Source organism: Ectorhizobium quercum, from assembly GCF_026552795.1.
Taxonomy (GTDB): domain Bacteria; phylum Pseudomonadota; class Alphaproteobacteria; order Rhizobiales; family Rhizobiaceae; genus Ectorhizobium; species Ectorhizobium quercum.
In genome coordinates this window covers 245,596-260,872 of sequence record NZ_JANFPI010000003.1, presented here as the reverse complement: position 1 = coordinate 260,872, position 15,277 = coordinate 245,596, and the positions used below count along the sequence as shown (strand labels likewise).

At 65.3% G+C, this 15,277-nt stretch carries 10 protein-coding genes; 5 read left to right on the top strand and 5 right to left on the bottom strand.

The window, feature by feature from the left end; all coding sequences use genetic code 11:
* Nucleotides 1-16: 16 nt before the first annotated feature.
* Nucleotides 17-793 carry an MgtC/SapB family protein gene (locus NOF55_RS09765; protein WP_306411184.1) on the bottom strand — a complete coding sequence of 259 codons (777 nt, stop codon included), beginning with the start codon at nt 791-793 and terminating at the stop codon, nt 17-19.
* A gap of 298 nt (nt 794-1,091) precedes the next feature.
* Nucleotides 1,092-3,668, bottom strand: coding sequence for an HWE histidine kinase domain-containing protein (locus tag NOF55_RS09760; RefSeq protein WP_306411183.1), 2,577 nt, complete (start codon nt 3,666-3,668; stop codon nt 1,092-1,094).
* A gap of 195 nt (nt 3,669-3,863) precedes the next feature.
* Between NOF55_RS09760 and NOF55_RS09755 the strand changes: the two genes are divergently transcribed.
* The 5 genes from NOF55_RS09755 to NOF55_RS09735 all read left to right on the top strand — a co-directional run bounded on the left by NOF55_RS09755 (nt 3,864) and on the right by NOF55_RS09735 (nt 12,251).
* Nucleotides 3,864-4,610 (top strand): Crp/Fnr family transcriptional regulator, encoded by a 747-nt coding sequence (locus tag NOF55_RS09755; RefSeq protein WP_306411182.1) that lies wholly within the window; start codon nt 3,864-3,866, stop codon nt 4,608-4,610.
* A 61-nt stretch (nt 4,611-4,671) separates the two neighbouring features.
* The gene (locus NOF55_RS09750; protein WP_306411181.1) at nt 4,672-6,357 is read left to right on the top strand and encodes an FAD/NAD(P)-binding protein; all 1,686 of its coding nucleotides are present in this window, start codon (nt 4,672-4,674) and stop codon (nt 6,355-6,357) included.
* A gap of 272 nt (nt 6,358-6,629) precedes the next feature.
* Nucleotides 6,630-7,598: an AraC family transcriptional regulator gene (locus NOF55_RS09745; RefSeq protein WP_306411180.1), complete on the top strand. Its 969-nt coding sequence runs from the start codon at nt 6,630-6,632 to the stop codon at nt 7,596-7,598.
* Nucleotides 7,599-7,994: 396 nt separating this feature from the next.
* Nucleotides 7,995-10,220: a putative bifunctional diguanylate cyclase/phosphodiesterase gene (locus tag NOF55_RS09740; protein ID WP_306411179.1), complete on the top strand. Its 2,226-nt coding sequence runs from the start codon at nt 7,995-7,997 to the stop codon at nt 10,218-10,220.
* A gap of 507 nt (nt 10,221-10,727) precedes the next feature.
* Nucleotides 10,728-12,251, top strand: coding sequence for a putative bifunctional diguanylate cyclase/phosphodiesterase (locus NOF55_RS09735; RefSeq protein WP_306411178.1), 1,524 nt, complete (start codon nt 10,728-10,730; stop codon nt 12,249-12,251).
* A 30-nt stretch (nt 12,252-12,281) separates the two neighbouring features.
* Here the strand turns inward: NOF55_RS09735 and NOF55_RS09730 are convergent, their stop codons facing one another.
* The 3 genes from NOF55_RS09730 to NOF55_RS09720 form a co-directional block, all read right to left on the bottom strand.
* The gene (locus NOF55_RS09730; RefSeq protein ID WP_306411177.1) at nt 12,282-13,247 is read right to left on the bottom strand and encodes a membrane dipeptidase; all 966 of its coding nucleotides are present in this window, start codon (nt 13,245-13,247) and stop codon (nt 12,282-12,284) included.
* A 103-nt stretch (nt 13,248-13,350) separates the two neighbouring features.
* Nucleotides 13,351-13,653 carry a muconolactone Delta-isomerase gene (locus NOF55_RS09725; protein WP_306411176.1) on the bottom strand — a complete coding sequence of 101 codons (303 nt, stop codon included), beginning with the start codon at nt 13,651-13,653 and terminating at the stop codon, nt 13,351-13,353.
* 15 nt (nt 13,654-13,668) lie between these two features.
* Nucleotides 13,669-15,273, bottom strand: coding sequence for a phytoene desaturase family protein (locus tag NOF55_RS09720; RefSeq protein ID WP_306411175.1), 1,605 nt, complete (start codon nt 15,271-15,273; stop codon nt 13,669-13,671).
* Between the last annotated feature and the right edge of the window lie 4 nt (nt 15,274-15,277).

Sequence of the window (15,277 nt, the reverse complement as noted above, 5' to 3'; positions counted from 1 at the left end):
CCGATGCTGCCGGAGATCAGGCGGACGCCCGGTCGCCCTTGTCGGTTGCCGTTGTGACGATCCGATGCCATCCCGGGTTCTGTCCGGCGGCATCTTCGGCGCTCAGGGCGGCATAGCCGATCACGCCGGGCGCGCGTTCGAGAGCGGCGCAGAGCGCGTCGAACTGGGCGGCGCTGCGGCTTCGCGTGGTCGATGTGAGCTCCGCCAGCCCGGTGGTTGCGTTGCGGCTTTTGCTGACCGGGCGCCGCTCCATTCCCTCCGCGCGCAGGATCTCGCGCAGTTGCGCGGGGCCGAAGCCGGGCGCGGCCACGACATGCAGCCTGACTTCCTGCGAGCCGGGCAGCAGCATGTTCAGTATCCGCAGGACGACCAGCACCAGCAGCGTCGCGACGGTTCCCGACAGCGCGATCCAGTAGGCCCCGACACCGTAGACGACCCCGAGCGCGGCCGTGATCCACAGCGAGGCCGCCGTCGTCAGGCCCTGGACCGTGGCGCCTTCCCGGAAGATGACCCCGGCGCCGAGAAAGCCTATTCCCGTCAGCACGCCATGCGCCATGCGCGTCGGATCCGAGACGATCTGCGTTCCCTCGACCAGATGCATGGTCCATTCCACCTGTCGCGCCGCGGCAAGCGTCAACAGGCACGATGCCAGGCAGACCAGCGCATGCGTGCGCAGGCCGGCGGGCTTGCCGTACCACTCGCGTTCCGCGCCGATGAGAATTCCGGTTAGAAGGCTGGCGAACATCGGCAGGGCGATGCCTTCGGCGATGAAGTCTCTCAGAATGCCTTCCAAGATCGGTTCTCCTTTATCGGATCGGCTTTGCGGATTTCAGGATCACCTCTAACGGCGGTCCGGTCGGTGACGTCCATTGCGAAATGCGCGTCCGCGGCTGCGGTTGCAGGCGGTGCCGCATTTTCCCGTCCGGGAGAGGAAAAACCTTGCTGTTCGCTTCGCCGCCGTTCTTGCGGCAGGTGAAGATTGCGGGTCTATGAAAGGATGGACGTCCGGATCGAAACGGGGCTGTCCGGGCGCTCTTTGTCACAGCCGGCGGCTTGTGTTTTCCGCCAGGCCCGTGTCAGCCGCGTTCGTTTCAGTCTTCTTCCCCGGAAGCCGGCGTCTGACGGGCGACTGCGGCCTGGGCGGCGGAGATCTGAAGCGCGATTGTGGCCGGGCTGATCGGTTTGCGGACGATGGGCACATGGTGCATGCTTTCGGGCAGCAGCACGCGGTCGCCGTAACCGGTCATGAACAGGAAGGGCAGGCGGCGCGCCGTCAACACCTGCGCGACCTGCTCGGAAGTCTCCTCGCCGAGATTGAAGTCCAGAACCGCCACGTCCGGGGTGAACGTCTCCAGCAGCGCCATTGCCTCCCCCACGCCGGCGGCAAGCCGGACGTCCGAGGCGCCGAGACGCCTCAGCGTGTCCTCGGCATCCATAGCGATCAGCCCCTGATCCTCGACGACCAGCACCGAGAGGCCGTCGAGTGTCCCGGTGCTGCGCCGTATCCGCGCGGGCTGTGGCGCGGATCGTGGCCCGGTCAGGACATGCCGCGCAGGGATGACGAACCGCGCGACCAGTCCCGTGGGCTGGTAATCGATCCCGGCGCTGCCGCGCAGGTCGTATTCGAGCGAACTGCGGATCAGGCGGCTGCCGAAACCCGTGTGTTGGGGCGGCGACACCGCCGGACCGCCGCTTTCGCGCCAGTCGATGACAAGGTCGTTCCCGGCATGCGACCATGCGATGGCCAGCCGGCCCCCGGGCGTGGACAGGGCGCCATATTTGACGGCGTTGGTCATCATCTCGTGCAGAACCATCGCCACGACGCTGAAGGCCTTGTCGTCCAGTTGCAGCTCTGGTCCCTCGGCGACGATGCGGTCGGTGTCGTCGTCCGAACGGTAAAGCCCGGCTTCCATCTCGATCAGATCCGCCAGAGACCCGACGCCGTCGCCCTGACCCAGAGACTGGTCGTGCGCGGTCGCCAGCGCCTGAAGCCGGCCTTCGAGCGATGTGGAATATTGCGCGACCGTCTCGGCGTTCGCTGCGGTTTGCAGGGCAATGGACTTGACCAGCGCGATGACGTTCTTGACACGATGGTTGAGCTCGTCGTTCAGGATGCGCCGCCGCTGCTCAGCGTTGGCGCGTTCCTCGGCCGCCGCCTCGGTCTGCCGCAGGATCACGTCGCGCAGCCAGGACCGGATCGCCTCGGCGATGGCCAGGTCGGTTTCGTGCCAGGGCACCGAGTGACCGCGCACGTCCTGGCGCCAGGTTTCGAAACTGCCGCGCGGCGAAAGCCGGAACTCCGGCCCGGTGCCGACGACCGTCTTCGTGGGCTCGCCCGCCCATTCGATTTCGTGCGCTTCTTCGTTGCGGAACAGGAAGAGCGTGTCGTCGAACGTTTCCGACAGCGGAATCGCCAGAACCCCGGCCACCGTCCCGACCGGATCCGGAATGTGTGCGCCGATCTCCTGCGTGTGCCAGATGGTGCGCGAACCGGCATCGCTCGCCAGTTCCTGAACCTGACGGCACGCATCCTGCGTCAGCGCCGTATCGGTCGCGGCCCAGACGCCATCCATCCACAGCGCCGCGCCATGACAGCCGACAAGCCGTGCCAGCATCGGTAGCCGGTCGGCCAGCGCCGGGACGATCGGTTCGCCGATACCGATATCGGCGATCAGTGCGTCGAGCTGGCTGCGCGCCTCGGTCGAGGCGATCATCCGGGAGCGGCGCTCGATGGACCCGAGCTGGAGTGCGAAGAAATGGCCGAAGAGTTCGGCGGTGATCCTCAATGCCAGCGGCGTCACCCGTGGCGTGTCGTGATGACAGGCGATCAGTCCCCAGAGCCTACCTTCGACGATGAGCGAGATCGACAGGGAAGCGGAAACGCCCATGTTGCGAAGATATTCGCAATGAACCGGCGAAACGCTGCGCAACTGGGCGTGGGACATGTCCACCGGCGCCGCGCCTTCGGCAAGCGGCGGCAGCAGCGGAACCGGTACGGAATCCACGTCCGAGATCATCCGGATCGGATTGTCCAGGTAGAGCCTGCGCGCCTGCGCCGGAATGTCGGAGGCGGGGAAATGCTGTCCCATGAAGCTGTTGAGATGCGGCAGGCGCGCCTCGGCGATCACACGTCCTGCGCCGTTATGCAGGAAGCGGTAGATCATCACCCTGTCATAGCCGAGCATGGCCTGCACGAGCCGTGCCCCCGATTTCACGAGACGTTCGAAATCGCTTTCCATGCCGATGCGGGCGATGAGCTGGCGGGTCAGGTCGAGGGCATGCTCGGCGCTGTGTCCGTCGTCGAGGCAGGGCTCGATTTCGATGAAGCACCGTTCGGCATGGGTGTGGATGGTGGCGTCGAACACGCCGTCGCGTTCGGGAAGCCTGAGCTTGAGAACGATACCGGGCGCTCCCGTGGCATGGGTCTTGGCGGCTGCATTGAACAGCTCGTGAACCGCATCCGGGCCCAGAATGTCGCTCAGCGGCATGCCAGGGAACGAGTCGCTTTCAATATTCGTTAACCCCGCAAGATTGCGCGAGGCATAGCGGAGTTCGAAGGTGACGGGATCGCAAACCAGCATGACGCCGTGCGGCTGGATACTTCCGGGAATGTGGATGGGTTCACGGTCGCAATTGTCGATCGTCGCTGGCTGCCGGGCATTATCCATAACGAAGCGGCCGGTTGCCGGTCGCGAAAAGCCTCGCGTTCGATATCAGGTTCATCACCGCCGTGGCCTCATCTGTCCATTCGATCCGTTCGCATAAGCACGCTATGTTCGCGAGTAACACAAGACGTGCGACGCGTCTGTCCACAACTGCACATTACGTAATCCGCATTGCGCGGAAAAGGGGGAATGCTTCTCATGGCTGCCGCTACGACCCGCGATCTGGGCGATAACATCCTTCTGGCGAAATTGCGCGATGAAGACAGGGCTCGCCTGCATCCGCATCTCAGCTCGCACGATCTGCATCCCGGCGACATCCTGCAAAAGGCGGGAGACGAAGTGAACGACACATGGTTTCCCTGCGGCCCGGCCATCGCCAGTTTCCAGATCTGGGCCGACGACGACAACGGCGCGGTCGAGGTGGCGATGATCGGCCGCGAAGGGGCGATCGGCGGGATCGTCTCCAACGGACGGGTGCCGGCCTACGCAACGGCGCAGGTGCGCGCCGGCGGCCGGTTCCTGCGCATCCGCACGGCGGTTCTGGAGCAGGTGAAGCTGGAATCGCTGCCGCTCCGCCACTGGTTTTCGCGCTATTCCGACTGCCTGATCGCCCAGATCTTCCAGAACTCGGCCTGCAACGCGTCGCATACGATCACGCAGCGCGCCGCCAAGTGGCTGCTGGCGGCATCGGCGCGCACGGGCTCGACCGAGGTGGCACTGACCCAGGAACAGCTGGCGCAAATGCTGGGGGTGGGCCGCACCTTCGTGACGCGGATCGTGCGCCAGCTGCGCGAGGACGGGCTGATCGCGACGCGGCGCGGCGTCTTCATCTTGCAAAATATCGACGGGCTGAAGTCGCGGTCTTGCACCTGCGCGGATTCCATCGAGCAGCATTTCGAAATCGTTCTGGACGGGGTCTATCCCGAACTCAGGCAGAGCGGCTGACGCCGCGCTGCCGGGCGGTACGGTTTCATGGCCACGACGGACGCGAGAGAAGGGGACATCCATGAGTGACAGGGCCTTGCAGGTTGCAATCATCGGCGCGGGGCCGCGCGGGCTCGGCGCGGCCGAGAGGCTGGTGGCGCGCACCGTTGCGGTGCGCGCCGTTGCGATCACCTTTCTGGATCCGGAACCGACACCGGGGGCTGGGCCGAATTTCGATCCGCGGCAGAGCCCGCTTTGCCTGCTCAACGTTCCTCTCCACGCCATCGACCTGCCGGCGCCGCCTGGGCATACAGATGAAGCGGGCAGCTTCTCGCACTGGCTGCCGGCCGGCCGCCGCGATCCCGACCGGTTTCCGCCGAGGGCCGAGCTGGGAGCCTACCTTGCCGCCCGCTTCGCCGCCCTGTCATCGGGCGCTCCGGCCGGACTGCGCGTGACCCACCGGCCCCTGCGGGTCGAGCGCGTGGAAGCGGATGGCGACGGCTGGCGCCTGCACGGCGACGGCAAGCTTATCGGCCGTTTCGATGAGGTGCTTCTGGCGCAGGGCCAGCCTCGAACCCGGCCCGACCCGCAGCTTGCCCGGTGGATCGACCACGCCTCCCGCACGGGTGCGACGCTGATGCCCGCCTATCCCGACCGCGATCTGCTAGCGGCGGCCGCCGGCTGGTCCGGGCGCGCCGTGGCCATACGGGGGCTGGGACTGACGACCTTCGATGTCCTGCGCCTGCTGACATTGGGGCAGGGTGGCCGTTTCGAGGACGGCGGCTATATCGCCTCGGGGGCAGAGCCGGCCCGCATTCTGCCCTTCTCGCGCGACGGTCTGCCTCCGATCCCCAAACCGGCGACCGCGCGGATCGACCGTGCGTTCGAGCCGCAACCGGCCGAAACCGCGGCTTTCGAGCGGGCCATGACCGAGGCGGTGACTGCCGAACCGGAACGGGCGCTCGATCTCGTGTGCGCCGTCCTCGTCGCCCCCGCCTGTCGGTTGCTCGCGGAAAATGGCGGCACGGCCGATGCCGATGCGTTGCGCGACTGGCTGGCGGTCGAACGGAAAAGTCCGGGCGAGCAGGAAGACCGCGAGGCGGATGAGGTGCTGCGCCATGCAATCGCTATGGCGGAAGCCGCCTCTCCGCCATCGCCCGGCTATGCGATCGGCCAGCTCTGGCGCAAATGGCAGAACCCGCTGCGGCGCGCCTTCAATCCCGCGGAGGTTCCACCGGAGACCGCCGCCGCCCTGATCGGCTTCGACGAAGGGCTGAAGCGCTTTTCCTATGGACCGCCGGTCTCCGGCGCCCGTGAACTGCTGGCGCTGATCGAGACGGGCCTGGTCGATCTGCGCGCCGCCGACGATCCCGATGTGCTGCTCGTCGAGGATGGCTGGCAATTGGTCGAGGATGAGGCGCAGGCGCGTGCGACGGTGATGATTGATGCGGTTCTGCCGGGTCCGAAGCTCGAAACGGTGATCGACCCGCTGCTCTGCAACCTGCGCGATGAGGGCCGCATCTGCCCGGTCGACAGCAAGTCCGGTGCCCGCACCCTTTCCGACGGGCAGGTGATCGGGCAGGACGGCACGGTGCAAAGGGGACTGAGCCTGCTCGGGCGCCTGGCGCTGGGCAGCGTCATCGCGGTCGATTCGATCCACGATTGCTTCGGAGAGGCCTCGGGCCGCTGGGCCGAAGGCGTTCTGCGACGGGCGGACGGCCCGCCTGACGATCTTCCCCCGGCTGCCCGCGCGGGCATCGCGGAATAGACCGGCCGTCACGCCTGCTGCACGCCGTCAATCTTCGGATAACCGTCTGAAAAGCCGCTGGATTCGACAGCGATCACGCAAACGCGGCCGGGTTGCTGTCCGTCCGTGCCGCCGGGGGCTATTTCCGTCGTCTTCGGTTCTTTCCGGGATCATGGATCATAATTGCGGAAAGACCCCTGTCGGGGGGCGGGCCGAATTGATAGAGTTAAAGAAAAATTGCCATCATTTCGGGAATGCGGGGACCTGCGGCGCTGCGGCTATGGGGAAGCGTGATGACGATCGAAAATTTCTCGGCTGCCAACGCCGATCCGGACCTGTTGAGCGAACTGGTGTCGAAACCGACATGCACGGTGCGGTATGAGCCACTGAAAACGAGCCTGGAGTTCGATTATGCCGTGAACATCAGCACGCTCGGCTCGCTCATCACGCTGCAATCCGTTTCCCGGCACGGTTTCCTGGCACGGGCGGAGATGGGAACCACGGACCGGCTGGAGCTGCACTTCATCGAGGAAGGGTATTACCATTCCGAAACGAGCCACCAGAATGTCGCCGGCGGCGCGGGGCAGGCTTTCCTGTTGCGCAATGTCGACGAGCACAGGATCGTCTGCCGGCCCGGCACGCGACAAACCTGTGTGGCCATCCCCGTCGAACGATGCGCCCGGTTGTTCGCGATGGATGTGGACGATCCGTGCGCGGAGCTCATGCGTTTCAGCTCCGTTGCGGATTTTCATAGCGGCGCGCTGAAATCCTTGCACGGGATGACGTCGCTTCTGGGGGCCGTCGATTCCGGCGAACATCCGCTGGCCGACGCCCCGCTGGGCGCCGCCCTGCTGGAGGAGGCATTTCTGTCCGTCTTCGTCGAGGCCTGGCCGAAACTGTCCGGGCGCGACGCCTCCCAGAAGCCCAGCCCGCACTATGTGCGGAAAGCCGTCGACTGGATCGAGGCGCATGCGGCCGAGAAGATCCGCCTGGAGGATATCGCCGCGGCGGCCGGTGTCAGCGTCAGAAGCGTGCAGGCCGGCTTCAAGGAGCAATACGGGCTGAGCCCGATCGCCTATATTCTGAAAACCCGCCTTCGGCACGTTCACCGCGATCTCCTGTCGGCGGAACCGGAGGTGTCGATCGCGGAAATCGCGCGCAGATGGGGTTTCCTGCACATGGGCGATTTTGCAATGCGCTATCGCAAGCTCTTCGGGCGCACGCCTTCGCAGACCCGCCACGGGACTCTTGACCGTTTTTAATATCAAGAATGCGCGCCATCATCGTAAATACGCAACAAACTATTGATATTCTTGAAGAATTAAGTTTTCATTATCCGTTGCCGCGCCAATTTGCAGGTCGAACGTGACGCAGGCCGCTCAAGGGGAGCGGCTTCGCCGATCTCCAGCGGATCGCATGAAGCGGTCCCTTCATACCGAATGATCATCACCCTGCCGCACCGCGGGCAGCGCCTCCGGCGAGCGACGGCCCCTCTGCGCCGGAGATGACGGGGCTGCCTGACCGCGCCTGCAATCGGCATTTCCGAGACTGCCTTCCCGGAAGGTCGCGCTGCCTCCGCTTGCCGGAGCACGCGACCGTTCGTCAGCCGATGTCCCGGCCATCCTCTTGCGAAAAGCACAAGCGCGGAGAACATGCCTATGGAATTCCGGAACTCGCTCAGACTGGTTCTCGCAGGATCGCTTCTTTCGCTTGCTTCCGTCGTCGCCGTCGTCTTCTACCTGATGGATGCCATATCGGATGGCGCCAACCAGCAGGACTATACGCGATCCTACCGCGCGGTTGAGGTGGCGATCGAGACCGAGCGAACGAAGATGGCTAGCCTGATCTCCGACAATGCGGTCTGGAACGATGCGGTCAGGCAAAGTTACGGCAGCGAAAACAGGAGCTGGCTGGGCGAGACCTGGGGCGTGTCGACGGGTCTGGACATCTACACGATTTTTCTCCTGCTCGACGAGCACGACCGGACCATCGTGAGTTACGACCGCGGCGAGGAGAGCGCTCTCACGCTCGAGGATCTCGTCGGGGATGGAAAGGCGGCATTTCTCGGCGATCTTCCCCGGGACGGCACGGCTTTCGAAGCCGCCGCCGATTTCTTCAGGACGCAGAGGGGCATCATGGTCCTTGGCGCGGGACCGATCGTTCCCGGCGACGATTCCGTGGCGATCCCCGGCGCGCGGGCACGTCTCCTCGTTTTCGGGAAGATCATCGATCCCGAAACCATCGCGGCCATTGCCGAGAAGATCGTCGTTTCGGACCTTCATCTGCGGAACACCGTGCCCGCCGAGCCGGAATGGTCCCATGCCCCCGTCGACAACAGGGCCGGCGAGGCGGTGGCCTACGCCGTCTGGCATGACCTGCGCCCCGGCGATATCGCCCGCAAGGCCGTCGAACTGCCGACGATGATCGTCATCGCCGCCCTCGTCGGCACGACCCTGTGGCTGATCCTCACCGCATGGCGGGCCGGAAGCGAACTCAGGAAGCGCGAGAAGCAAGCGAGCATCGCCGCCCGGCGCGATGCCTTGACCGGGCTTGCCAACCGCTATTCGTTCCATGAGCGGCTGGAGGCGAGCCTTGCCGAGCGGGACAATCGCAGCAGCCTGCTGTTCATCGATCTCGACGGGTTCAAGCTCATCAACGACATGAGGGGGCATCGTGTCGGCGACATCCTGTTGAAGCAGGTGGCGGACAGGCTGCGGGAAGCGTGCGCCGCTCCCGGCATGGCGATCGGCCGGCTTGGCGGCGATGAGTTCGCGGTGCTGATTCCGAATGACGATTCCCGGCAGGCCCGGGCATTTGCGGCCGATCTGGTGCGGGTTCTCTCGATGCCCTTTGACCTCGGCGGCGATAGCAATGTCCGGATCGGCGCATCCATCGGCATCGCGCTGGCGCCGCGTCATGCGAAGGATGGCGAAACCCTGCTGTCGCGGGCCGATATCGCCCTTTATGCCGCAAAGGAGGCCGGCAAGGGAACGTTCAGGCTCTTCCTGCCGGACATGGAGGCGAAGATCCAGGATCGCATGCGGCTCGAGGCGCAGTTGCGCACCGCTCTTCAGGATCGGGTCGGCCTGTTCGTCTTCTACCAGTCCATCATCGACATCGGCACCGGCAGGGTGACGGCACGCGAGGCGCTGCTGCGCTGGTGTCACGAGGAGCGCGGCTGGATATCGCCGGGCGAATTCGTTCCCGTGGCGGAACAAAGCGGCCTGATCGACCCGCTGGGGCTGTTCGTGCTGCGTCGCGCCTGCCATGACGCGGCGCAGTGGGACGACGGCGCGCGCGTCGCCGTCAACGTCTCGGCCGGCCAGCTCGGCAAGGGAACGCTCGCTCCCGCCGTGCTGGAGGCGCTGGTCCGCTCCGGCCTGCCGCCGGACCGGCTGGAAATCGAGGTGACGGAAACGGCCCTTCTCCACGACGAGAAGGACAGCATCGGCGACCTGCGGCGGCTGCGCGACATGGGCGTGCGCGTCGCTCTCGACGATTTCGGGACCGGCTATTCGTCGCTGGCCCACCTGCGCGCTTTTCCCTTCGACAAGATCAAGATCGACGGAACGTTCGTTCGCGATGCCGTCGACCGTCCCGACTGTGCCGCAGTCGTGCGGGCCATTGCCGATCTCGGCAAGTGCCTCCATGTCACCACCGTCGCCGAAGGCGTCGAGACGCAGGCCCAGCTCGACCGCGTCACCGAGGAAGGGTGCAGCGAAGCCCAGGGCTATCTCTTCAGCCGGCCCGTGCCGAGCGAAGCGGATATGGCGCTCGTGGACGAACTCAACCGGGCGCTGGGCTTTCTCAAGCCGGCCGAGACCGCAAGCAGGACCGCTTTCGGGGGCATCGGACCGTTGCGATGCGATCAGGCCGTGAGCTGAGGGGATTGCCGGCCTAGCCGGCATCATGCTCCCTGCCGATGTTCCGGTATTCTGCGATGAGGCTGCGGGACGCTGCGCGCAGGCAGACCACCGGACTGGATATGCACGCGCCGGCGCGGCGCAGCCGCTCTTCCCGTGCGCGGCGGACCGCGACGGTGATCGTGTCGTCGGTGCCCGGGTCTTCAAGACCGAGGGGGCATCGCTCAGGTCGAGGGCTCCTGCTTTTCATTCTCCCTCCGAGCCACGACGCCGGCCGGATTGCATGACATACGTCGCGTTCGCGCCGGCGTTACTATATGCTTCATCCGTCATTTGGCCGGATATTCGCGGACGGCTGCAAAGAGGCTGTTAACGCTGAAAGGACGGCCGGGATCAACAGCCCTCCCCATGTCGTGGAGAGTGCCCTAGATTCTGCGGCAGGAGGACGAATGTATGGTCCAGATTGGCAGCGAGACTGCATCTTTGGAAAAACCTTCGAGCCGTCATTCCAGCTTGAGGAGCTTCTACATGCGCCATCGCGTCAGCATCAATGACCTCGGCATCCTGGTCGCGGTCCTGGCGGTCGTCGCTTACATTGGCTTTTCCATCGATATCTTCGTGACCGAAGGACAGGCTTCTTTGGCCGAACAGAGGCTCGAGCTGGATGAAGTGCTTCTGCTCGGCGTGACACTGGCGGTCGGATTGCTCATCTTCGCCGTCAGACGATATGTCGAGCAGAAGAAGGAAATGCGCCGCCGGCAGGAGGCCGAGCGCTATGCGCGCGAACTCGCGTTCCAGGACCCGCTGACCGGCCTGGCCAACCGTCGGCAGTTCGAGGATGCGCTGAAGGTCGCGGCGGCTTCGCCGCCGGCGGCAGGTTATTCCCATGCGGTGCTGATGCTCGACCTCAACGGCTTCAAGAAGATCAACGACAATTACGGCCATGCCATCGGCGACCAGACGCTCATCGTGGTGGCGCAGCGGCTGGTCGGAGCCATCCGGTCTCAGGATCTGGCTGCCCGCCTCGGCGGCGACGAATTCGTGGTGCTTGCGCCGCATGTACTGGGCGCCGAAGGCGCCGGCGTCATCGCCACGCGAATCCTCCAGTCCCTGACCGCGCCGATCGTGATCGGCGGCACGGAGCACAATGTCGGCACGGGCGTCGGCATCGCATTGCTGCCCGACGACGCGGAGGATCCATCGGAAGCGCTGCGCAAAGCCGATGTGGCGCTCTACCGCGCCAAGGCCGAGCATCGTTCGGCCTTGCGGTTCTTCGAGGCGGAGATGGATGCCCGGGTGCGCGAGCGCGAGACGATGGAACGGGCGCTGGCCGCGGCGATGGAGGCCGACGCCATCGAGCCGCGCTTCCGCCCGACGCTCGACCTCCAGACGGGCACGGTCGTCGCCTTCGAGGTTCTTCCCTGCTGGATCGGAAAGGACGGCGAGGAGATCGCTCCCGAACGGTTCCTGGCGATTGCGGAAGAAAGCGGGCTTATCCATTCCCTCGGCCTGCGCCTCCTGGAAAAGGCCTGCATGACAGCCGGCGATTGGCCGCAGAATGTCGGCCTCGCCGTCGATCTCCTGCCCGGCCAGATCAGGGACCCGAAGCTTGGGGAGGCCGTCTTGCACGTTCTCGAGGTCAGTTCCTTCGATCCACGGCGGCTTGAGCTGGAAGTGGCCGAAAATATCATCGTGGCCGACCTGGAAGGCGCGAAGGCGGCACTTGCCCCTCTCAGGGTCGCCGGCGTGAAAGTTACGCTCGACAATTTCGGAACCGGCTATTCCAACCTTTATCACATGCAGGAATTCCAGTTCGACAAGGTCAAGATCGACCGCCGGTTCACCGAGCGTCTGGGGCAGGAACAGGCCGACCGCACGATCAAGGCGCTGGCCGGGCTGGGCCACGGCCTTGGCCTCATCGTGAGCGCGGAGGGGATTTCGGAGCCGAACGCGCGCGCGACGCTGCTCGAATCGGGGGTGGAGCAGGGGCAGGGGGGCCAGAATGCCCTTTCCGCCCGGGAGGCCACGGCGTTTCTGTCGCCAGCGACCTGACGGACGCGTTGCGCGCTCGGCCGGCCGGCCTTATCCGAACACGGTTTCGTAAAGACGCAGCCAGTTGCCGCCCATGATCTTGCCGACCTCCTCGTCGGAAAAGCCCACCTCCTTCAGCCCTCCGGCGAGATCGCCGAGGCGTTCGGGGCCGGGCAGCCATTCCGGCTTGGCCACCGCGCCGGGGGCTTTCGGCGAGCCGGCGCCGTACTGGACGCTGCGCGTCCAGCGGCCCTTGCGCATCCAGTCGCGGAACTTGTCGTCGCCCTTGTAGCTGTAGTCGGTGCCGATGCCGACATGGTCCACGCCGGCGATCTCGACCGTGCGGGCCACCAGTTCGGCGAAACCGCGAATGGTTGCGCAGGCATCCGCCGGCGTGATGTTGCGATAGGCCGCGCAGCCGATCACGCCGCCGGTCTCGGCCAGCGCGTGCAGCACGTCGTCGCTGCGGTTGCGCTTGTGCGGAAACACCGAGGCCGGGTTCGCATGCGTGACGGCAATGGGTTTGGGGGAATGCTCGATGGCGTGAAGCGTGGTCCGGTCGCCGGTGTGGGAGCAATCGACAAGGATGCCGGCGCGTGCCATCTCGCGGACGACTTCCCTGCCGAAACGGCTGAGGCCGCTGTCCTCCTCCTCGTAGCAGGAGCCGCCAAGCTCGTTCTGGTTATTGTAGGTCAGTTGCAGCACGCGGACGCCCATGTCCGCGAAAAGCTCGACGAAACGGATGCGATCCTCGAGCAGGTTCGTGTTCTGATAGCCGAGCAGGATGCCGACCTTGCCGTCCTTCTCGCATTCACGGATATCGTCCGCCTTGTAGACGATGCGGATGAGGTCGGAATTCTCGCGCTCCATGTCACGCCAGTGGCCGATCGCATCCATCGATTCCAGTGTGCCTTCCCAGAAGCCGAGCGTGGGCGTCACGCAGGTGTATCCGCCTTTGTGAAGCGCCTCGAAAGCCTCTCTGTCGAATTCGCCGCATTGCAGGGCATCAATCAGCATTTTTGATCCTCGATCGTGGGGTGAGGGGGCCGGCGACAGGCCGTGCAGGGCCACGGAACCGCGATGCGCGGGCCCTTTCCAGCCGCCGGGTTGTCGGTTCCTGTCAGTATTTCAGCGGATCGACGGGATGGGACGCCATCGGATGCACGGTCAGTTGCATGTAGGGCCAGAAGGGCAGGCCGGTGATGATCTCGTGAAGATGCGTCGCATCGCGGGCGCGCCACAGCCCCCAGTTCTCCCGGCGGCCGGGAACGCGCCACATGCGGACGAGATGCCCCTCGCGGGCCAGTTCCGCCGCATGCGCCCGCTCCTTGGCGACAAGGGCCGCGACATCTTCCTGCGACCAGCCGACGGGGCCGACGAAGGATATGTTCACGAGGAATTCAACGAGTTTTTCGGTCGCCATTACATGTTTCTCCCATCAGGCAATTTTGTTGATCTGTCGCGCCGCGAGATCCGCAAGGACGGCCTGGGCGGTGTTGTGGCCCGGTATCCCCGAGAAATAGGCCCCCGGCCATGTGCCGACGCCGCTCAGATAGAGGCCGGGCGTCGGCGTGCGGTAGCGGTGAAGCCCCGGATAGGGCCGCATCCAGAACTGGTTGATCGGCATCATGTCGATATGGGCGATGTTGGCGCCGAAAAGTCCCAGTTCGTTTTCGAAGGTTTCCGCATCGATGCAGGTGTGCTGCTCAACGATGTCGGGCAGGTTCGGTATCCACTCGGACATAATCGACACGACCTTGCGCACGACCGCCTCCCTGTCGACGGCGATGGGGGCCTGGCCGCCCCGATGCGGGGCGCCGCCGAGATTGATGCTGAGGATGTGCTTGCCCTCGGGCGTCAGTTCCGGCGATGTCATGGAGTGGCAAAGGCTCCAGATCAGCGGCCGTTCGGGCATGCGGCCCCGGACCAGATCGGCATGGCAATCGTCCAGATAGTCGAGCGTCGGCGCGATGCGAAGCTGTGCGGTCGCCAGAAGCCGGGCCTCTTCCTCGCTTTTCGCCGCCGCGAAGCGGGGAATGTCCCCCAGCGCCAGCACGATCTTGAAGGCGCTGCCGGCCGGCGGCGTGCGCGCCATCATCGCACCGATCCCGGCCCATTCCGGCCTGTCGGACTCGACGATCTTCACCGTGAGGTGGGGGTGCGCGGCGGAGACGACGATGGGCGCCCGGAAGGTGCGCCCGTCTTCGAGCGAGACGGCCAGTCCCTCCTTCTCTTCGGCGATGGAACTGACTGCCGCCTCCCGGTGGAGTTCGACGCCGGCCGCCTCGACCGAGCGGACGAGCGCCTCGACGATGGCGCCCATGCCGCCGATCGCCAGTCCCGTCGATCCGCGTAGCGGCATCCGCCTCGGATCGTCGCTCGAGTCGCTTTTGAGCGATGCTAGCGACAGCGGCCGCATCATCAGGTTGAACGGCGTGCCGGGCGTGGAAGGCCCCACGAGGCCGCTGACCACCGACAACGGCCCCATGATCGCCTGCGTTTCGGGTGCGAGCCCGAAATGGTCGAACAGGCCGCGGACGCTGCCGAAGAAGATCCGTGAAAAGGCTTCCTCATCCTCGATCGTCTTCAGGTTGCGGGTCAGTTCCTGCAATGTCGGCGGCTCGCGATAGACCGATATGCCGAGCCGCTCGGCAAAGCGGTTGAGGTAATCGAAGACGGCGTGATACCGGCCGCTTTCGCCGGGCGCGAAACTGTCGAGTTGCGCGTCCACCCGCTCCTTCTCGCGCCACCCCACGAACAGCCGCCCGCCGGTCAGCGGATGAACGAGCGTCGGGTCGGGCCGCACGAAGCGAAGGCCGTGCTTTTCCAGTTGGAAGTCGGCGAGCACCTTGGGCTCGAGCGAGCCCGGCGAATTGGCGATGGCCGACCTGAACCCGGGAAAGAATTCCTGCGTCGCAGCCGGGCCGCCGAGGCTGGCGGACCTTTCCAGCACCATCACGTCCAGTCCTGCCCGGGCGAGATAGCCCGCGCAGATCAGGCCGTTATGACCACCGCCAATGACGATCGCATCAGGATTTTTCAACGTT

Coding starts and splice junctions, on each gene's coding strand:
- NOF55_RS09760 (WP_306411183.1), bottom strand. CDS start 3,668: ATGGATAATGCCCGGCAGCCAGCGACGATCGACAATTGCGACCGTGAA.
- NOF55_RS09755 (WP_306411182.1), top strand. CDS start 3,864: ATGGCTGCCGCTACGACCCGCGATCTGGGCGATAACATCCTTCTGGCG.
- NOF55_RS09750 (WP_306411181.1), top strand. CDS start 4,672: ATGAGTGACAGGGCCTTGCAGGTTGCAATCATCGGCGCGGGGCCGCGC.
- NOF55_RS09745 (WP_306411180.1), top strand. CDS start 6,630: ATGACGATCGAAAATTTCTCGGCTGCCAACGCCGATCCGGACCTGTTG.
- NOF55_RS09740 (WP_306411179.1), top strand. CDS start 7,995: ATGGAATTCCGGAACTCGCTCAGACTGGTTCTCGCAGGATCGCTTCTT.
- NOF55_RS09735 (WP_306411178.1), top strand. CDS start 10,728: ATGCGCCATCGCGTCAGCATCAATGACCTCGGCATCCTGGTCGCGGTC.
- NOF55_RS09730 (WP_306411177.1), bottom strand. CDS start 13,247: ATGCTGATTGATGCCCTGCAATGCGGCGAATTCGACAGAGAGGCTTTC.
- NOF55_RS09725 (WP_306411176.1), bottom strand. CDS start 13,653: ATGGCGACCGAAAAACTCGTTGAATTCCTCGTGAACATATCCTTCGTC.